The sequence below is a fragment of the Gemmobacter fulvus genome (assembly GCF_018798885.1).
In the GTDB taxonomy this organism is placed as follows: Bacteria; Pseudomonadota; Alphaproteobacteria; order Rhodobacterales; family Rhodobacteraceae; genus Gemmobacter; species Gemmobacter fulvus.
On the sequence record NZ_CP076361.1, the window covers coordinates 1,715,740 to 1,733,342 of the forward strand.

Below are 17,603 nucleotides of genomic sequence, written 5' to 3' on the forward strand. Positions count from 1 at the left end.
CGCTCAGCCCGCGACGTGAACCTCGGTGCCCCAATCGGCGCAGCGTTTCATCAGCGGTTCCGGCAGCGGCTGATCGGTGAAGATCGCATCGACATCGGCAAGGCTTGCCAGCCGCGCCGGGGCCGAGCGCGCCAGTTTCGACGCATCCGTCACCAGATACACCTTGCGCGACTGGCGGATGATCGCCTTGGACACCCGCACCTCGTTCAGATCGAAGTCCAGCAGATCGCCATCCTTGTCCAGTGCCGAAATGCCGATGATGCCATAATCCACCTTGAACTGTTCCATGAACTGGCTGGTCAGATCGCCCACCAGCCCGCCATCGGTGCGCCGCAACGCCCCCCCGGCCACCATGATCTCGCAGGAGGCATTGGCCACAAGGATATTGGCCACATTCATGTTGTTTGTGACAACGGTGATTTCGCGGTGATGCAGCAATTCCCGCGCCACCGCCTCGGTCGTGGTGCCCAGATTGAGGATCATCGAGCAATTGTCGGGGATCGCCTGCGCACAGGCCCGCCCGATGGCCGCCTTGGCCGCATCATGCATGCCGCGCCGCTCTTCATAGCCGATATTGCTGACGCCGGTGCGGATCACGGCACCGCCATGCACACGGTCCAGATGGCCCGCATCGGACAGTTCGGTCAGGTCGCGTCGGATGGTCTGCAGCGTCACGCCAAAGCGTTCGGCCAGCACCTCTACCACCACGCGGCCTTCGCTGCGGGCAATTGCCAGAATCTCGGTCTGCCGGAAACTCAGCGCCACGGAACGCCTCCCCTTTTTCCGAGTGGTGCCACAGCTTTACAGAAATGTCATGCGCGGCGTTCAGTCATGGCGCCCTGCCGCCGGTGGCAGATCATAATAGTCGCCCTTCTCGTCCAGCCCGAGATGTGCTGCCAGATGGCCGCCCGTCGCCCCGTTGATCGCCCCCGCCGCAACGGCAAAGCCGCCCTCGGCGCGTTGATACAGGCTGGATCCGCAGCGTGCGCAGAAGCCGTGCTGCCCGCCTGATGGCAGGTCATATTCGGCGAGGGATTCGCGCCGCTGCCACGCCAGATCCACCTCTGGTACCGCAAAACTGGCGGCATAATGGCCCGAAAGCTTGCGACAGGCGCTGCAATGACAGGCGGTGATCGCCCCGGCGGGGCCGGGCAGGCTGAAACAACAATCTCCACACAGACAGTTTGCCGTCAGCGGTGTGGTTGCCGCCGCAGCGGGGGCGGTGCTTTCGGGATCATAATCGCTGCCATCCCCGGTATAGATATGCTCGTCCATGGCAATGCCGGCTGGCCCGTCCAGCGCCCCCGGCGACAGCGACATCCGCCCTTCGCCTTCGGGCAGCCAGAACAGGGTCGCGCCACAGCGCCCGCAATGACCGCGCTGCGCCGCAGGGGACGAGCGATACCACACCAGCCCGGCCTGTTCAGTCAGCCGAAACCGCTCCAAGGGCACCGAGGTGGCCGCCCAGACATGCCCCGAAGCCTTGCGGCATTGTGTGCAATGGCAGGCCACCACATCTCGCAGCGGGGCATCTGCCTCGAATCTGACCGCGCCGCACAGGCAGCCGCCGCGATGGGTTTCAGACTGCATCGCGGAAAACCGCCGCAAGGATCGCGGTCAACTGCTGCACATCCTCATCGGTAAAGGCGGCTTCGGTATTGCTGTCCAGATCCAGCACGCCCAGCAACCGGCCCGCCCCGTTCCAGACCGGCAGCACCAGTTCCGACCGGGTGGAGGAGGCGCAGGCGATATGGCCGGGGAACAGGTCGACATCCGGCACGAGCTGCGGCTGGCCCAGCCGCGCCGCAGCGCCGCATACCCCGCGCGAAAACGGGATGACCAGACAGCCATGCCCGCCCTGATAGGGGCCGATCTTCAACAGATCGGGCGCAGTGACCCGGTAGAACCCGGTCCAGTCCGACAGCGGATGGGCGTGATGCAATTCGCAGACCACGGTTGCCATCAGGGCAACCGTATCGGTTTCGCCATGGCACAGCGCGTCAAGTTGCCGGGCGAGGTGGGGATAATCAAGCGTCATGTCGGATCCTGCGGTTGGCGCGGTGCGGAAAAACCGGCGCTGCTTACGGAATGCTAACGATCCCGCCATAGCCTGCAAGTCATAGTCAGGAAAGGACGGGAAATGGAGCTTTTGGCGAAGGAAACATCGGGGCTGCTGCTGGTGCAGGTGCTGGAGGACCGGATTGATGCCGCCGGGGCGATTCAGTTCAAGGACCGGATGCGCGCGCTTGCGGCCCATGGCCCGCGCCGGGTGATGCTGGACATGTCGCGCGTGCTGTTTCTGGACAGTTCGGGGCTGGGCGCGGTGGTCGCGGTGATGAAGCTGCTCGGCCCCGATTGCAGGCTGGAATTGTCGGGGCTGAGCCCGTCGGTGGAAAAGGTGTTCCGGCTGACCCGGATGGATTCGGTTTTCACCATCCACCCGGCCCTGCCCGAAGAGCTGCGGGATGCGGGCTGAAACCGCCCAGCGCGCCGCGCCCCTGATGTCCGGGCAGGTGATACGGCACAGCCTGATGGCCACGCCGCTGGCGGTGCGCGAGGCCTTGGGGCAGCTGTTCCACCACCCTGCGCTTCAGTCCTTCGGCCCCACCACCCGCGACACCGCCGAAATCGTGCTGGCCGAGGTGCTGAACAATATCGTCGAACATGCCTATGGCGGGCACGGCGGCCATATCACCGTGCAGGTCGAAGTTCTGGCGGACCGCCTGCTGTGCCAGATCCATGATGGGGGCCGCCCGATGCCCGGCCTGGAACTGCCGCAAGGCCAGTTGCGCCGCCTGCGCGATGACGATCTGCCCGAGGGCGGCTTTGGCTGGCACCTGATTCGTAGTCTCGCGCGGGATCTGGCCTATGTCCGTCGGCAGGATCTGAACACGTTCAGCTTTCGCGTGGATGCGTCACAGTGACCGGCAATCGGGCGTATTGTTGTGCGAATGGGCAATCTGGCGCAGATTTGCCGTATTTTCCCCGTAAAGTTGCCGCGTGAATCCGTCACAGATGGCGGTGTAGCTGCATAAGGCTTCCCTCGGCGCCGCGAACAATTGCCCCCACCCAGATCGCGGTGCCGAGGCTCTTCCCCTTGGCCGGTCCCATGCCTAGTCTCTCCTTAACAGGGAGAGACATATGCGTGATTTTCAGCGTCCGGGCCGCTCGGCGGTTTATGCCACCAACGGCGTCTGCGCCACGTCCCACCCGCTTGCGGCCAAGGTCGCGCTGGATGTGCTGCAAGCCGGGGGCAATGCCGCCGATGCCGCGATTGCCGGGGCGGTGTTGCTGGGGATCTGCGAACCACAGATGACCGGCATCGGGGGTGACTGCTTCATACTGATGAAACCCGCAGGCGAAGACCGCGTTATCGGGCTGAACGGGTCGGGCTGTGCGCCTGCGGCCCTGTCTGCGGCGGTGCTGCGGGCAGAGGGGCTGACCACCATGCCCATTCACGGCATTGCGCCGGTCACCTTGCCCGGCGCAATGGATGCGTTCTGCCGCCTGAATGCCGATTGGGGCAAGCTGCCGCTGGCGGATCTTCTGGCCCCCGCCGTCCATTATGCCGAAGAGGGCGTGCCAGTGGCACCCCGCGTCGCCCGCGACTGGGCCGAAGATGCCGCCATCCTGCAAGGCGATGCCCGCCGCTTTTACCTTCTGAACGGTGCCGCGCCACAGATCGGCCAGATCTTCCGCGCGCCCGGTCAGGCCGAGGTATTGCGCCGCGTCGCCCGCGAAGGCCGCGCCGGATTTTACGAGGGCGAGGTGGCAGATGACATGATCACCTCGCTCCGCGCGCTGGGCGGCTGTCATACGCATGAGGATCTGGCCGCCGTTGCAAGCTTTTACACAGATCCGGTGCAGACCACCTACAAAGAGGTGGATCTGCTGGAACATCCGCCGAACGGCCAGGGCGCGACTGCGCTGTTGCTGCTCAACATCCTGTCGCAATTCGATCTGGCCGCGATGGACCCGTTCGGCGCCCAGCGCGCGCATATCGAGGCCGAGGCCAGCAAGCTTGCCTATGATGCGCGCAACCGCTTTCTGGCCGACCCCGATCACACCACGCGCCTCGCGCATATGCTTGCCCCCGAAACCGCCAGCCGCCTGGCCGCGCTGATTGATCCGCGCCGCGCCATGGCCGATCCCGCACCGCTGAGCGAGGCGGTGCACAAGGATACCGTCTATATCACCGTCGTTGACCGCGACCGCATGGCGGTGTCGCTGATCTATTCGATCTTCTGGGGCTTCGGGGCCGGCCTCGCCACGCAGAAATTCGGCATCAACTTCCAGAATCGCGGCGCGGGGTTCAGCCTGACCCCCGGCCATGCGAACGAGGCGGCGGGCGGCAAACGCCCGATGCACACCATCATTCCGGGCATGTTGGCCGCGCAGGGCCGCGTCACCATGCCGTTCGGCGTGATGGGTGGCGCATATCAGCCCTGTGGCCACGCCCGCTTTGTCAGCAACCTGTGCGATTTCGGCATGGATCTGCAAAGCGCCATCGACGGGCCGCGCTGCTTTACCACGGCCGAGGGCTTCAAGCTGGAAACGGGCTACAGCCCCGAGACCGCCACCGCCCTGACCGAAATGGGGCACAAGGTCGTCGCGGCGGATGAACCGATTGGCGGGGCACAAGCCATTCGCATTCTGGACAGCGGCATTCTGGAAGGCGCGTCGGACCCGCGCAAGGATGGCTGCGCGCTTGGCTACTGAACCCTGTCCGCTTCAGTTCAGCTGGAACTGGAGCGGATAGCGCCCATCCTCGAAATCCCCGAACAGATCGTGCAGATCCGGGTGATCGACAGGCTCGCCCGTGTCATCCGGGACCAGATTCTGCTCTGATACATAGGCGACATAGTAACTTTGGTCGTTTTCGGCCAGCAGATGATAGAACGGCTGGTCTTTCGACGGGCGGCTTTCTTCGGGGATGGCCGCATACCATTCTTCGGTGTTGGAGAACATCGCGTCGACATCAAACACGACACCCCGAAACGGGTGCTTGCGATGTCGCAGCACCTGCCCCAGATGATATTTGGCCTGCGTCTTCAACATCGGATCAGTCCCCCACCAACTTTAATAATCCTTTGGCTCGGGAACGTCCACACGGGCGGTGGCGAATCAGGGAAACAGTCTGTGGCCCCCGTCCCGACAGTGTGCTCGCGCAATTCTGATGCAAAAGGCCCTTGCGCCCCATTTCCCCGCCCCCGGATTTACCCTATCCTCTCAAAAAACAAAGAACGCGAGGGGCAGATGAGCAGACTTCTCCGTGCGTCGATCCTTCTGTTGCTATTGGCCTCCTGTGGAGGTGGCGGCAGATTTTCGGCGCCCCGTAACCTGGACGACGCCTGCGCGATTCTGCGTGAGCGGCCTGAATACTATCGTGCCATGAAGGCGACGGAGCGCCGCTGGGGCATCCCGATCCACGTCCAGATGGCGACGATCCATCAGGAAAGCAAATTCATCGGCAATGCGCAGACCCCGCATCGGTTTGCCCTGGGCATCATTCCGATGGGGCGCCAAAGCACGGCCTATGGATATAGCCAAGCTCTCGATGGCACCTGGGAGGAATACCAGCAAGAAACCCGCCGCCGCAGCGCCCGCCGTGACCGGATCGAGGACGCGACCGATTTCATGGGTTGGTACATGGATGGCACCGAAAAACGGCTGGGCGTACCCAAATGGAATGCGCGCGACCAGTATCTTGCCTATCACGAAGGCCGGACCGGCTTTGCCAATGGCAGCTACAATGCAAAAAGCTGGCTGGTGGATGTGGCGGCCCGCGTGCAGACCCGCTCGCAGACTTATGCCGCACAGCTTTCGGGCTGCGGTCGGAACTGAACCCGGAAGCAAGAGGAGGCGCAGACAGCGCGCGCCCCTGCACTTTACTTGCGGCGTTCCATTTCCAGAGCGATGTTGAACAGCGTGGTGTTGTAGTTCTTGCCCTTGGTCATCTCGCCAAGGATCACCGTCGTCTGGCCACCGGCATCATCGGTGATCACCCATTGCCGCAACTCGACCGGATTGGCGGTGAACACCATCTCGATCGAGCCATATTCCGGGTGCTTCGGGTCTTGTGCGACCACGCGGGTGGTATTGCCATCCTCGCGGTGGCCGATCACCATCTTGGCGCGCCCCAGATCGACATTTTCCGCCAGGATCAGGTTCAGCGGCGTCTTGTCGAGCGGGTATTGCTCGGGCGGCTGGTTCGACTTGTTATCGAAAATCGCCACATTGCCAGCGCTGGCCATGACAAGGCTGCGGTCCGGTTTGGCATATTCAAACCGCACCCGGCCCGGGCGTTTGATGAACAGCTTGCCGGTGCCGATGCTGCCATCGGCATTCACCTGGGTGAACTCTGCCTCGGCCGTCGTCAGTTTGTTGAGATAGCCGGAAATCGCATTGAGAGAGATCTTCTCGGCCTGCGCGGGCAGGGCAAGCGCAAGAAGGGCGAGCGGGGCCAGAAGGGCGCGGAACGGTTTCATGCCCCGAATATAACGATCCCCGCGCCCGCTTGCATCCCCCCCGCCCTCACGATGCGGCGAGATCAGCCTGATTTTTCGGTCTGCGCCGCCGTCAGCTCGGCAATCATCGCATCGCGCATCACAAATTTCTGCGCCTTTCCCGTGACCGTCATCGGCAGGTCGGCTTTGAACCGCACATGGCGGGGCACCTTGTAATGCGCCATCTGGCCGCGACAGAATTCGCGGATCTCGGCCTCGGTGGCGCTTTGGCCAGGTTTCAGCACGATCCAGGCGCAGACCTCTTCGCCGAACTTGGCATCCGGCACGCCAAACACCTGCGCGGTCTGCACGGCAGGGTGACGGAACAGATACTCCTCCACCTCACGCGGATAGATGTTTTCACCGCCACGGATCAGCATGTCTTTCAGCCGCCCCACGATGCTGCAATAGCCAGCCGCATCCAGCACCGCCAGATCGCCGGTGTGCATCCAGCCTTCCTCGTCAATCGCCTCGGCGGTCTTGCCCGGTTCGCCCCAATAGCCACGCATGACCGAATAACCGCGGGTGCAAAGCTCGCCGATCTCGCCCACGGCGACGGTGGTACCCTGCTCGTTCACCAGCTTCACCTCCAGATGCGGATGGATGCGGCCCACCGTCGACACGCGTTTGTCGACCGGATCATCGGTCAGCGACTGGAACGACACGGGCGAGGTTTCGGTCATGCCATAGGCGATGGTCACCTCGGTCATGTGCATTTCGGTCTGCACGCGTTTCATCACCTCGATGGGACAGGGCGCGCCGGCCATGATGCCGGTGCGCAGGCTGCCCAGATCGTGATGCACAAAACTTTCCGCCGCGAGCATGGTCGAGAACATCGTGGGCACACCATACAGCGCGGTGCAGCGTTCATCCGCCACCGTGGCCAGCGTGGCATCGGCGTCAAAGCCCTCGCCCGGAAACACCATGGCCGCACCACACGTCACACAGCCCAGCACGCCCATCACCATGCCGAAACAGTGATACAGCGGCACCGGAATGCACAGCCGGTCGGCGGCGGTGAAATTCATCCGCCCGGTCACGAATTGCGCATTGTTGAGGATGTTGCGATGGCTGAGCGTGGCCCCTTTCGGCAGGCCGGTGGTGCCCGAGGTGAACTGGATGTTGATCGCATCATCGGGCGACAGCGCCGCCGTGGCCCGCGCCAGCCGCGCCGGATCGGCGGGGGTTGCGGCGATGTGATCGAAATTCAGCATCCCGGCGCTGTCCCCTGCCCCCATGCGGATCACCAGCCGCAGATCGGGCAGCCGCGCCGACACCAGCGCACCGGGCGCGCAAGTGCCAAGCTCGGGCGCAAGGTCGGCCAGCATCGCCAGATAATCCGACGATTTGAACCTGTCCGCTGCAATCAGCGCCCGCACCCCGACATGGCGCAAGGCATAGTCCAGCTCGCCCAGCCGGTAAGCCGGATTCACATTGACCAGAATCGCCCCGATGCGCGCGGTGGCGAATTGCGTCAGCACCCATTCCGGGCGGTTCGGGGCCCAGATGCCCACCCTGTCGCCACGTGCAAGGCCAAGGTCCAACAGGCCCGTGGCCAGCCGGTCCACCGCCTCGGCCAATTGCTGCCATGTCAGTCGCAGGTCGCGGTCGGTAAAGATCAGCCCCTCACCCTGCGGGTTTTCGGCGGCACAGCGCGCCAGCGCTGCGGGAATGGTGTCATGCAGCAGCGGCGGCTGGCTTGCGCCCTGCACCCGTGCCTCGCCGCCCGGTCGCGGCGCTTCGGTATAGATCATTCTGGTTCCTCCCCCGAGCGGGCGGGCCGCTCCTCAACGGCCCGCCCCCCTTGTGCCTGCCTCAGCGGGCTTCGTTCACGATATGCAACTGGGTGAATTCGGCCAGCCCTTCTTCTGCGAACTCCACCCCGATGCCCGATTGTTTGGCCCCGCCGAACGGCATGTTCGGGCCAAAATCCAGATGTTTGTTGATCCAGACCGTGCCACTTTCCATCCGCAGTGCCACAGCCCGCGCCGCCTCGCGGTCCTGCCCCCAGACAGACCCACCCAGCCCCCAAGGCGAGGCATTCGCCCGTGCCAGCGCGGTTTCGGTATCGCTGTAGCGCACCACCGGCAGGATCGGGCCGAACTGTTCTTCCTGCACGATGCGCGCATCGTCATCGACATCCGCCACGATGGTCGGGCGGATGAAGAAGCCGGGCCGATCCTCGACCGCGCCACCTGCGATGATGCGGCCGCTGGCCTTGGCATCGGCCAGAAACTCCTTCAGCTTTTCAAACTGCGTGCGGTTCTGCACCGGGCCGATGGTCGTGCCCTGTTTCAGCCCGTCATCCACCACCGCCGCATCGGCCAGACGGGCCAGACGCGAACAGATGTCGTCATAGATCGAATCGTGGACATAGACCCGCTTGATCGCCAGGCACACCTGCCCGGCATTCAGGAAGGCGCCGCCAAAGATGCCCGGCGCGGCGGTTTCGGGGTCTGCCCCCGGCAGCACGATGGCCGCATCATTGCCGCCCAGTTCCAGCGTCAGCCGCTTGATGGTACCCGCCGCACTGGCCATGACCTTCTGCCCGGTGGCGCTGGATCCGGTGAACGAGATTTTCGCCACATCCGGGTGCGCCGTCAGCATTGCGCCCAGATCATTCAGGTCGGTGACGATGTTCACCACGCCCGCCGGAAACACCTCGGCCATGATCTCGCCCAGCTTCAGCGTGGCCAGCGGCGTCGTCGGTGCCGGTTTGATCACCAGCGTATTGCCCGCCAGCAAGGCCAGCGGCGCCTTGAAGGCCACGATCAGGATCGGGAAGTTCCACGGGATGATCGCGCCCACCACGCCCAGAGGGCGGCGATGCTGCTCCACCAGCCGGGTCTCATTGTCCTCGATCACCTTCACCGGCAGATCATAACCCGCCAGATGCCGGATGAAGGCGCAGGTATACAGGATCTCGGCCGAGGCTTCGGTCAGCGGTTTGCCCTGTTCCTGTGTCAGCAGCCGCGCGAAACTGTCGGCCTCTGCCTCCAGCCGGTCTGCCAGTGCAAGGATCATCGCCCGGCGTTCGGTCAGCGGGCGGGCCGCCCAGCCCGGAAAGGCCGCCTTTGCCGCCGCCACCGCCGCATTCATCTGTGCCGCCGACCCGCGCGGGCAGTGCGCCAGAACCTCTTCGGTCGCGGGGTTGATGACCTCCATCACCGCATCCCCGTCGACCAGCGCCCCATTGATGAGCAGTTTATAGTCAGCCATTCGCTTTTCCTCCATTTTGCGAAAAGATGTAATTTTCATGACGCCTGCGACTTGACGCAGCGGTCTGGCAGGCCGCATCCTCTGGCGATGCAGCACGGGGCCACCTGCCATGAATGCCTCCTGGATCATTGCCCAGCCCTTTTCCGCGATGCGCGCACAGCATCGCATTGCGGCGCATGGCCCCGACGCGGGCCCGGATCCGCTTGCCGGGGATCGCCACATGCCGCTGCGCGATTTCGTGGCCGAGCTTGAGGCCGCGCGCTCTGCCGCCGATGATCCCCTGATCGCCTGGCAAATGGGCGAGACATTCGATCTGGCCGATCTGGGCCAGTTGGGCTGCACCGTGGCACAGGCCCCGACACTGGGGGCGGCGCTGCGCTGCTTTCAGCAGGGCTTCTTCGCGCTGCAATCCGGGGCCGAGGTGCGGCTGGATGTGGATGGCTCCGAGGCGCATTTCCACTATCGCATCCTCGACAGCCGGATCTGGCCGCGCCGTGCCGATGCTGAACTGACCCTTGGGGTTCTGGCGGGCATCGTGCGCCGCTATGTGCCGGGCGAACCGATGATGAATGGCGTGTCGTTTGAACACGCGCCCTGCGCTGCCCGACGCCAGATTGCCGACAAGGTCAGCTGTCAGCTGCGCTATGACGCGGGCGACAACACCATCAGCCTGCCGCTGCGCCTGCTGGATCGCCGCAGAAGTGATGCCGCCGCCACGGATACCGCCTTTCGCGACAGCCTTCAGGCGCTGGACCGGCATGTGCAGGAGCTGCGCCGGGCCGAGCCGCTGCCAGACCGCGTGCGCCTCGCCATCTTTGAACGCATCGGCCGCGCCCCGCTGGATCAGGACAGCATCGCCCGGGTTCTGGGCCTGTCGGAGCGCAGCCTGCGCCGCCATCTGGAAAGCAACGGCACCAGCTTTCAGGAGTTGACCGAAGAATGCCGCCGCATCTTTGGCCATGCGCTGCTGGTGCGCAGCGCCGTCCCACTGAGCGAGATTGCGTTTCGGTTGGGTTATTCCGATCAAACCGCATTCTCCCGCGCGTTTTCGCGCTGGTATGGGGCGTCGCCGCGCGCGTTGCGGCAGGCGGGCGATGCGGGGGAAAGCGTGATCCGCTGATCAAACGGCCCCTCGCGTGCCGGGCCTGCATGGGCGATCAGGATCCGGGTGCGATCCGCATAGGCCGCGTCGATCCGGGCCAGAATCCGCCGGGCCGACGCTGCGTCGATCTCTGACAGGCTCTCATCCAGAACCAGCACACGGAAGGGCAGCAGCAGGGCGCGGGCGATGGCGATCTTCTGCCGCTCGCCCCCCGACAGGCCCGCACCGCCCTCGGACAGAGGCAGATCAAGCCCACGGCCCTGCGCCTGCACCCAATCGGCCAGATCAGCGCAGTCCAACACCTGCCACAGCTGCGCATCGGTGGCACCGGGGTCGGCCAGACGCAGGTTTTCGGCCAGAGTGCCGCGGATCAGCGCCCCGCGTTGCGGCACCAGCGCCACCCGGCGGCGCAGCGCCACGGCATCAAGCCTCACCACATCCGCGCCATCCAGAAACACCCGCGCGCCCGGCCCCGGCGGGGCCAGACGCGCCGCCAGCATCATCAGCGTCGATTTTCCGACCCCGGACGGGCCGTCCATCAGCACCCGGCTGCCGGGGGCGATGGCAAAGTCTTGCGCGGCGTGCGCGGCGTGGCGCGCGCGGGCCTGATCAAAGCGCAGCGCACCGGGGCCGGGCGCGGGCATCCGCCCCGCAGGTTCCGCCAGCGCCGGATGGGCCAGCGCGCCCAACCGCGCCGCGGCCACCTTTGCCTGTGCCTGCGCATGATACAGGCCCAGCAGATTGCGCAACGGCCCGGTCATCAGCCCGATATAGGCCAGAAAGGCAATCAGCGACCCCAGTGGCCAAGCCCCCGCAATCACCATCATGCCGCCCGCCAACAGCACCGCCGACCGCACCAGCGCATTGAGGATCTGCGGCACCGCGCCGGTGATCTCTTGCCAGCGCCGTTGCCGCCACAGCGCCGCGATCTGCCCGGCCTGATGCGGCGCAAAGCCCGCGCTGCGCTGCGCCTCGGCCCCCAGTGTGCGCAGCAAGGGCAGCACGGCAAGGCTTTCGGTCAGGAAACTCGACACATCGCCCCGGTGCTGGCGGCTGTCTTCGGCGCGCGCCTGCGTGCGTGGACGCGCCCAGCTGAGAAACGCCAGCTCGATCGGGGCCGCGATCAGCGGGATCAGCGCCAGCCGCCAGTCCAGCAGCAGCAGCATGGCCGCGCCGCCGATCAGGCGGAACAGTGCCCCCACCGCCACCAGCACGGAATCAAACGCAAAGCGCTGGATTTCGGCGCTGTCGCCATCCAGCCTTGCCATCGCCTCGCCCAACGGCAAGGCCGGGCGGGTCGCCTGCTGCGCCAGCACCGCATCCAGCATCCGGGCGCGCAGATCGGCCAGCATCCGCGCCGAATAGCGCAGATGCAGCAGGCTGTTGCCGATGCCCGCGAGCAGGGCCACCAGCCCCAGCCCGAACAGCGCCGCCGCCCAGAGGCACAGCGCCCGCACATCGCCTGCAATAAGCCCCTGATCGATCAGCAGCTTGGTCAGATAGGGCGGGGCCAGCCCCAGCAGCGCCGCCGCCAGCGAACTGGCCAGCACCAGCGCCACGCCACCCATGGCCCGCGCCAGAACCGGCCCCAGCCACAGCGCGGCCTCTGCCCCGAACATCCGGCGGCTGGCCCAATGGCCCAGACCCGTCATTCCTGCGCCACGCGGCGTTCCACGCCGTGAAAGCTGGCCCGGGCGCGCAGCCATGCGGACGCAGGGCCGATATGCCCCGAGGCCAGCATCACCGCCAGCAGCCCGGCCACCCGCGCCGTGGCCATGCTGGCCCCGCCCTGGCCGCTATGCCCCCGCTCGGGCGAGCCGCACCAGGCGCCGAACACGCCGCCGGGCAGGACCGACACCTGATCCCAGTCACAGCGGGCATCGCCGGTGGCGGCAATCACCCCCGGATAGGCTGCGGGAAAACACGGCTCGCCGCGCGCCGGACTGGCCGCGACCAGCAGCACCCCCTGCTCCAGCGCCGCGATACAGGCGCGCCGCAGCGGCGCACGGTCCACCGCGAGACCAAGGCTGAGGCAGATGATATCGGCCTGCCCGCCACTGCGGCGCGGATCACCCAGCCAACTGACTGCGGCGGCAACCTGCGCCGAACTGGTGACGGGCCGGTCCAGAAACACCTGTGCATGCACCAGTTGCACCGAAGGCCAGGCGCGGCGCAGCACCTGTGCCACCGCCGTGCCATGGCCCAGCCGGTCCGGCACCGGCGCGACAGAGGTGCCATCGGGCAGAAAGGCGCGGCCGCCCGGCAGATCTTCGGCCGGGCCGCCGCTGTCAATGACGCCGATGCGGGGCGCCATAATCATCGCTCAGTCCTCGCGCGTGAAAAGCCGGACCGAGGCCAGCGACATCGACGCCCCACCCGGCATCTTCACCTCGCCCTTGCGTTCCAGCGTTTCGGCATCATAGGCGGCCAGATCGCCCAGCGCGCCACCCAGCCAGACGGTGCGCCCGTCGGTTGACACGTTCACCGAATAATAGCTGTGCGGCAGCGGCACCCGCTTGATCGGCGCGGGCGTGGCCAGATCAAAACTCGACAGGAAGTTATAGGCCCCATAGAGGCGCGTCTTGTCGGGGCTGACGGCGGTGGAGAAATAGAAGATGTCGGTGGCCTCGGCATCGCGCATCGACAGATCGCCGGTCGACAGATCAAGGGTCAGCAACCCGGTCTGATAGGCGGTCGGGTCGGTCGGATCCTTGTCCTTGCGCACCGCATAGAATGGCGTCGCCATCACGCCCGAGCTTTCAAACTGGCTCCACACATCCAGAACATCGGGCTGGGTATGGGTGTCCTGTTGCCAGCCATGGATCGGCTTTTCCTCGATCACTGCCCCGGTGGTAGCATCGAACACAAACATGTTGCGGCCCATGCCATAGATCTTGCTGCCATCGGTGGCATAGGCCAGCAGCGTGATCTGGCGCGGCGCCGGGGCAGTGGATTTCAACGCGCCGGTTTCGGTATCGTAGAAAGCGATGCGGGTCGGCTGCACCTTGAACTCGGTCGCGTGCAGTTCGACCGGGCTTTGATAGACCACCAGCGTCTTGCCATCCGGCGCAAGATCCATGCCGAACATGCCTTTGACGCGGGTTGTGCCATCGCTCATGTCGATGCGCTTCAGCGTCTTGCCGCTGTGCAGATCGACCTCGGCAATGCTTTCCTGCCCGTTCATCAGCACGAAGGCGCGGCTGCCATCCTTGCTCACCACCGGCAATTGCGGCATCGGGCCTGCATCTTCCAGCGTGATCACGGTTTCGATCGCCATCGCCTCGGCATCGACCACCACCAGTTTGTCGGGGCGGATCGGGGCGAGAATGTAATCGCGGGCGAGGGCAGGGCCGGCCAGCAGGCCCGCCGCCAGCAGGGCGGCAACAGAAGTGCGGTTCAGCATCGGATCACCCTTTCAGTTTCGGAAAGACCGATTGCAGCTGCCGCCAGTCTTCTTCGACAGCAGGGGCCTTGTCGGACCAGTTGGGATAGGTGTTGAGCGTGTCGGCCACCTGTGCGGGCCACCAGCAGGGGTCGGCGCAGCCATAGAGATCGGCCTCCATCGGCTGACACAGGTTGGCCACGCCGCCAAAGGCGTCGATTTCCCAGCCGGGATCGAACGAGGTGGTGCAGCCCACCATCGAATTCATCGCCACAACCTCGGCCTCGCGCCCCTCGGCGGCGGCTTCGGTAAAGGCCTTTGCCTTGGCATTTGCGGGGGTCAGATGTTTCATTGCATGGCTCTCCTTGGCTCAAGATGGCTGCGGAAAAAGGATGGATTGGCCTGCATGATGCGGGTGTAGGCCTCGATGCCGAAATCCACCCAGTCGCGCATCAGATCGCAGTAGTGATAGACGGGGGCGAAGGGGTCGCCCTGGCGTGCATAACTTTCGTGATAGCAGCCCCCGGCACAGATCGAGCGGATCCGGCAGGTCTTGCAGCCAAAGGCGCTGCGGTCCTGTGCCGTCTCGATGAAGCTGGCAAGGCGCGGCACGTCGATGCCGGTTTCCACATTGCCATAGGTCGGCTGGTTCGATCCGACAAAGCGGTGGCACAGATGCAGATCGCCGGATTTGTCGACCGCCAGCATCCCCAGCCCCGCGCCGCAGGGCACGGCTTTCTTGGTGCCCTGCGCGATATCGGTCAGCAGCTGGTGCATGTTGGAAAAGCCGATGTTTTCTCCGCGCATCGCCGCTTCGGTATAACGGCGGCCCAGGGTCTTCATGTCCTCGAACACCTGTTTCAGCCCGGCCTCATCCAGATTGAATACCGAAACCGGGCCAGAGGTGGCTGGGCCAAAGCCCACTTCGGCAAAGCCCAGATCGTTTTTCAGGTGGTCATGGATGCCGATGACATCGGTCACGCCCCGCGTCAGCGTGACCCGCACGCCAACCGGCCGGGCACGATAGCGGGCCAGCAGCATCCGCACCTTGCTGGCGACCACATCATAGGTGCCGCGCCCACCCACCGTCAGCCGGTTCACATCATGCAGGGCTTTCGGACCGTCCATGCTGACCGTCAGCGCAAAGCGATGCGCATCGAACCAGTCGACCATCTCTTCGGTCAGCAGGGTGGCATTGGTGGTCAGGGAAAAATCCACCACCTTGCCCAGTTCCGCCGCCCGCGGCACCGCATACTCCACCACGGCGCGGATCAGCGGCATGTTCGACAGCGGCTCGCCGCCAAAGAACACCACATTCACCCGGTCGCGCGAAACGGCCTGTTTCAGCAGCAGCTCGAACGAGGCTTTCGCCGTGGCGAACTGCATCTTTTCGCCTTTGGAAGGCGTGGTCAGATCTTCCTTGTAACAATAGGTGCAGGCCAGATTGCAGCCGGTATTGACGTTGAGCACGATGGTGGAAAGCGGGATCTCTTCCACCTTCACGATCTCGCGCGGGATCTGCGGCAGATCGGCGTCGCGCAGAATATCAAGGCTCAGAAAGCTCTGCACACAATCGGCCAGCGCCTGCGGCGCATAGCGCCCGGCAAAGCTGTGGCGCATGGTGGCCGGATCGACCGCACCGCTGCGGCGGAACAGGTCCAGCACCGACTGGCTGATTTCGTCCATCTCGAACAGGCTTGTGGTGGGCACATGCAGCAGCATGGCACGCCCGTCCACATCCACCTGATGCGCATTGTGTCTGACCAGAACTAGGGCTGTCATCGCATCCTCCTCAGCGGATCGGGGTGTCAACAAAGCGTTGGACGGTGGCGTAAAGATGCGCCTTGCCTTCCAGCACCTGCGCGCCATCGGTGACGGTCGCCACGACCCACAGATTGCCCGCATTGTTGGTGTTCATCGGGCGGTCGGGGTTCGGGCCGGCATCGCCGGGTTCAAACAGCCCGTTCGCGTCAATCTGGCCCGCGAATTTGGCATCCTGCATTTCCACTGCCGCCGCGTCGTAATCTTCGGTCCGCCAGGTGGCGGGCACCACGCCGATGCGCAGGTCATCCGCGGTCTCCGGCTGGCCGTCGGGACCATGGGCAAAGCCCACCGCCTCGAACTGTGCGGGCACTTTCGGGATCGGGCCGCCATTGTCGCCAATCCGCGAGAAGGTCAGCTCCGGCACCACCGCCACCCGGTCGATCTTGTCATAGACCACCAGTGCGCCGGGCAGGCTCAGGCTGCCAATGCCCAGATCCTGCGCACCGATCACCGCATCCGCCGCCGCCGTCAGCCGCAGCACCACACGGGTTTCGTCTTGCGACACGACCTCGCCGCTGACCCCGGCAGGCAGCACCGGCTCCCCGGCAAGACCGAGCCCGGTGATCGTGACCTCCGCCGTGGCCCCAGCCTTCAGATGGGCAGGGCTGACCGACAGGATCTGCGCTGCCGCATCAGATTTGACCGCCCGCAAACGCCCGCCGATCTTGTCGCGATCCACCTCGAACCAGCGGCCCGACAGGCTGCCATCACCGCCCAGCGCAAACACCTGCCGGATGTCGGTCGCACCATCGCTCAGAGTGGCGCGCCATTCGCCTGCGCCCAGCAACAGCCCGGTTCCGGTGAAGGTGGTGGTGCTGGCATCGGCAAAGGTCAGCGCCATGGTCACGGTGTAATCCTGGCCCGCGGCGGCCAGCGTCAGCGTGCCGTGATAATCGCCCCGGCCCGGTTGCCGCCCCGCCACCTGCCATGTGCCCGACAGATCGGCGCCCGCCGCCGCCGGAGCCGTGCCCATCACATAGGCTTCGGTCAGGGTTTTCAGCACCTCGGTCTGCGCGATGCCCCACCAGTCGCGGTCGCGTGCGAGGGCCTGATATTCCAGGCTGGGATATTGCCCCAGATGGAAATGCAGCAGCTTTTCCCAATCTTCGGCGGTGCGTCGTTGCAGGGCCACCCGCGAATAGGAATGGCAGCGCCCGCAGGTCTGCGTCATCAGATCATTGGGGCCGGTGTCCGTGGCCACCGGCTCACGCTCCAGAATATAACGATAACCTTCGGTTTCTGCGACCGACAGCCCGCGCGTGTCCGACAGATAACGCACCACCGCCACCCGCTCTTCCTCGGTCAGGGCGACCTGATGGTTGCGCATCATGCGCACCACCGTCATGTCCCATGCCTCGGGGGTGCGGCGACCCTCGTCGATGCGCGGCAGGGTGCCATCGGCGCGCGGCACATGGCAGCTTGTGCAGACATCCGCCACCACCGCCGCGCCATCGGCTGCAAATCCGGGGGCGGCGAGCGCCATGGCAGCGCAGGTCGATAGCAGGGCAAAGGGGAAATGGCGGCGCATCGGGGCGTGATCCTCTGGCTATGCAACGTGCCGCGCGGTGGT

General features: G+C 65.1%; 18 protein-coding genes. 5 read left to right on the forward strand and 13 right to left on the reverse strand.

Annotated elements, in window-relative coordinates; translation table 11 throughout:
* Positions 1–3: 3 nt before the first annotated feature.
* Genes KM031_RS08430 through msrC form a run of 3 tightly spaced genes read right to left on the reverse strand, consistent with a single transcriptional unit; the run spans position 4 to position 2,038 of the window.
* Entirely contained in the window at positions 4–765 is a 762-nt protein-coding gene (locus KM031_RS08430; RefSeq protein ID WP_215506303.1) for a DeoR/GlpR family DNA-binding transcription regulator, read from the reverse strand.
* A 60-nt stretch (positions 766–825) separates the two neighbouring features.
* Complete coding sequence (locus tag KM031_RS08435; protein WP_215506302.1) at positions 826–1,590, reverse strand: GFA family protein; 765 nt, start codon at positions 1,588–1,590, stop codon at positions 826–828.
* Positions 1,580–2,038, reverse strand: a complete 459-nt coding sequence (gene msrC, locus KM031_RS08440) for a free L-methionine (R)-S-oxide reductase MsrC (protein WP_215506301.1) — start codon at positions 2,036–2,038, stop codon at positions 1,580–1,582. Before msrC ends, KM031_RS08435 begins: the two co-directional genes overlap by 11 nt.
* A gap of 102 nt (positions 2,039–2,140) precedes the next feature.
* Between msrC and KM031_RS08445 the strand changes: the two genes are divergently transcribed.
* The 3 genes from KM031_RS08445 (at position 2,141) to KM031_RS08455 (ending at position 4,719) form a co-directional block, all read left to right on the forward strand.
* Positions 2,141–2,476, forward strand: coding sequence for an STAS domain-containing protein (locus KM031_RS08445; RefSeq protein WP_215506300.1), 336 nt, complete (start codon positions 2,141–2,143; stop codon positions 2,474–2,476).
* Positions 2,466–2,924 (forward strand): ATP-binding protein, encoded by a 459-nt coding sequence (locus KM031_RS08450; protein ID WP_215506299.1) that lies wholly within the window; start codon positions 2,466–2,468, stop codon positions 2,922–2,924. Before KM031_RS08445 ends, KM031_RS08450 begins: the two co-directional genes overlap by 11 nt.
* 217 nt (positions 2,925–3,141) lie before the next feature.
* Positions 3,142–4,719: a gamma-glutamyltransferase family protein gene (locus tag KM031_RS08455; RefSeq protein ID WP_215506298.1), complete on the forward strand. Its 1,578-nt coding sequence runs from the start codon at positions 3,142–3,144 to the stop codon at positions 4,717–4,719.
* A 12-nt stretch (positions 4,720–4,731) separates the two neighbouring features.
* Here the strand turns inward: KM031_RS08455 and hspQ are convergent, their stop codons facing one another.
* On the reverse strand, positions 4,732–5,058 hold the full coding sequence (gene hspQ / locus KM031_RS08460) for a heat shock protein HspQ (RefSeq protein ID WP_215506297.1): 327 nt from the start codon (positions 5,056–5,058) through the stop codon (positions 4,732–4,734).
* 198 nt (positions 5,059–5,256) lie between these two features.
* Here hspQ and KM031_RS08465 point away from each other — a divergent pair, with 198 nt between their 5' ends.
* Complete coding sequence (locus KM031_RS08465) at positions 5,257–5,844, forward strand: transglycosylase SLT domain-containing protein (protein ID WP_215506296.1); 588 nt, start codon at positions 5,257–5,259, stop codon at positions 5,842–5,844.
* A gap of 44 nt (positions 5,845–5,888) precedes the next feature.
* Here the strand turns inward: KM031_RS08465 and KM031_RS08470 are convergent, their stop codons facing one another.
* From KM031_RS08470 to KM031_RS08480, 3 genes are all read right to left on the reverse strand, one after another.
* On the reverse strand, positions 5,889–6,488 hold the full coding sequence (locus KM031_RS08470; RefSeq protein WP_215506295.1) for a LolA family protein: 600 nt from the start codon (positions 6,486–6,488) through the stop codon (positions 5,889–5,891).
* A 62-nt stretch (positions 6,489–6,550) separates the two neighbouring features.
* Complete coding sequence (locus KM031_RS08475; RefSeq protein WP_215506294.1) at positions 6,551–8,260, reverse strand: AMP-binding protein; 1,710 nt, start codon at positions 8,258–8,260, stop codon at positions 6,551–6,553.
* A 61-nt stretch (positions 8,261–8,321) separates the two neighbouring features.
* A complete protein-coding gene (locus KM031_RS08480; protein WP_215506293.1) occupies positions 8,322–9,725 on the reverse strand; it encodes an aldehyde dehydrogenase family protein in 1,404 nt (467 codons plus the stop codon).
* Positions 9,726–9,834: 109 nt separating this feature from the next.
* On the opposite strand from KM031_RS08480, the gene qhpR reads away from it, so the two are divergent.
* Positions 9,835–10,845: an AraC-like transcriptional regulator QhpR gene (gene qhpR, locus KM031_RS08485; RefSeq protein ID WP_215506292.1), complete on the forward strand. Its 1,011-nt coding sequence runs from the start codon at positions 9,835–9,837 to the stop codon at positions 10,843–10,845.
* Here qhpR and KM031_RS08490 read toward each other — a convergent pair.
* The 6 genes from KM031_RS08490 to peaA are packed head-to-tail and all read right to left on the reverse strand — an operon-like array spanning position 10,749 to position 17,561.
* The gene (locus KM031_RS08490) at positions 10,749–12,479 is read right to left on the reverse strand and encodes an ABC transporter ATP-binding protein (protein WP_215506291.1); all 1,731 of its coding nucleotides are present in this window, start codon (positions 12,477–12,479) and stop codon (positions 10,749–10,751) included. The genes qhpR and KM031_RS08490 overlap by 97 nt on opposite strands.
* A complete protein-coding gene (gene qhpE / locus KM031_RS08495) occupies positions 12,476–13,147 on the reverse strand; it encodes a subtilisin-like serine protease QhpE (RefSeq protein ID WP_246567183.1) in 672 nt (223 codons plus the stop codon). Before qhpE ends, KM031_RS08490 begins: the two co-directional genes overlap by 4 nt.
* Positions 13,148–13,150: 3 nt before the next feature.
* Complete coding sequence (gene peaD, locus KM031_RS08500) at positions 13,151–14,230, reverse strand: quinohemoprotein amine dehydrogenase subunit beta (protein ID WP_215506290.1); 1,080 nt, start codon at positions 14,228–14,230, stop codon at positions 13,151–13,153.
* Positions 14,231–14,234: 4 nt separating this feature from the next.
* Positions 14,235–14,561, reverse strand: a complete 327-nt coding sequence (gene qhpC, locus KM031_RS08505; RefSeq protein ID WP_215506289.1) for a quinohemoprotein amine dehydrogenase subunit gamma — start codon at positions 14,559–14,561, stop codon at positions 14,235–14,237.
* Positions 14,558–15,991, reverse strand: a complete 1,434-nt coding sequence (gene peaB / locus KM031_RS08510) for a quinohemoprotein amine dehydrogenase maturation protein (protein WP_215506288.1) — start codon at positions 15,989–15,991, stop codon at positions 14,558–14,560. Before peaB ends, qhpC begins: the two co-directional genes overlap by 4 nt.
* Positions 15,992–16,001: 10 nt before the next feature.
* Positions 16,002–17,561, reverse strand: a complete 1,560-nt coding sequence (peaA, locus tag KM031_RS08515) for a quinohemoprotein amine dehydrogenase subunit alpha (protein ID WP_215506287.1) — start codon at positions 17,559–17,561, stop codon at positions 16,002–16,004.
* Positions 17,562–17,603 lie beyond the last annotated feature (42 nt).

What these genes read in the sequence shown, in the direction of transcription:
- msrC (WP_215506301.1), bottom strand. Translation starts at nt 2,038, where the DNA reads ATGACGCTTGATTATCCCCACCTCGCCCGGCAACTTGACGCGCTGTGC.
- qhpE (WP_246567183.1), bottom strand. Translation starts at nt 13,147, where the DNA reads ATGATTATGGCGCCCCGCATCGGCGTCATTGACAGCGGCGGCCCGGCC.
- peaD (WP_215506290.1), bottom strand. Translation starts at nt 14,230, where the DNA reads ATGCTGAACCGCACTTCTGTTGCCGCCCTGCTGGCGGCGGGCCTGCTG.
- KM031_RS08470 (WP_215506295.1), bottom strand. Translation starts at nt 6,488, where the DNA reads ATGAAACCGTTCCGCGCCCTTCTGGCCCCGCTCGCCCTTCTTGCGCTT.
- qhpR (WP_215506292.1), top strand. Translation starts at nt 9,835, where the DNA reads ATGAATGCCTCCTGGATCATTGCCCAGCCCTTTTCCGCGATGCGCGCA.
- KM031_RS08450 (WP_215506299.1), top strand. Translation starts at nt 2,466, where the DNA reads ATGCGGGCTGAAACCGCCCAGCGCGCCGCGCCCCTGATGTCCGGGCAG.
- peaA (WP_215506287.1), bottom strand. Translation starts at nt 17,561, where the DNA reads ATGCGCCGCCATTTCCCCTTTGCCCTGCTATCGACCTGCGCTGCCATG.
- KM031_RS08435 (WP_215506302.1), bottom strand. Translation starts at nt 1,590, where the DNA reads ATGCAGTCTGAAACCCATCGCGGCGGCTGCCTGTGCGGCGCGGTCAGA.
- KM031_RS08455 (WP_215506298.1), top strand. Translation starts at nt 3,142, where the DNA reads ATGCGTGATTTTCAGCGTCCGGGCCGCTCGGCGGTTTATGCCACCAAC.
- qhpC (WP_215506289.1), bottom strand. Translation starts at nt 14,561, where the DNA reads ATGAAACATCTGACCCCCGCAAATGCCAAGGCAAAGGCCTTTACCGAA.
- KM031_RS08475 (WP_215506294.1), bottom strand. Translation starts at nt 8,260, where the DNA reads ATGATCTATACCGAAGCGCCGCGACCGGGCGGCGAGGCACGGGTGCAG.
- hspQ (WP_215506297.1), bottom strand. Translation starts at nt 5,058, where the DNA reads ATGTTGAAGACGCAGGCCAAATATCATCTGGGGCAGGTGCTGCGACAT.
- KM031_RS08445 (WP_215506300.1), top strand. Translation starts at nt 2,141, where the DNA reads ATGGAGCTTTTGGCGAAGGAAACATCGGGGCTGCTGCTGGTGCAGGTG.
- KM031_RS08480 (WP_215506293.1), bottom strand. Translation starts at nt 9,725, where the DNA reads ATGGCTGACTATAAACTGCTCATCAATGGGGCGCTGGTCGACGGGGAT.
- peaB (WP_215506288.1), bottom strand. Translation starts at nt 15,991, where the DNA reads ATGACAGCCCTAGTTCTGGTCAGACACAATGCGCATCAGGTGGATGTG.
- KM031_RS08490 (WP_215506291.1), bottom strand. Translation starts at nt 12,479, where the DNA reads ATGACGGGTCTGGGCCATTGGGCCAGCCGCCGGATGTTCGGGGCAGAG.
- KM031_RS08465 (WP_215506296.1), top strand. Translation starts at nt 5,257, where the DNA reads ATGAGCAGACTTCTCCGTGCGTCGATCCTTCTGTTGCTATTGGCCTCC.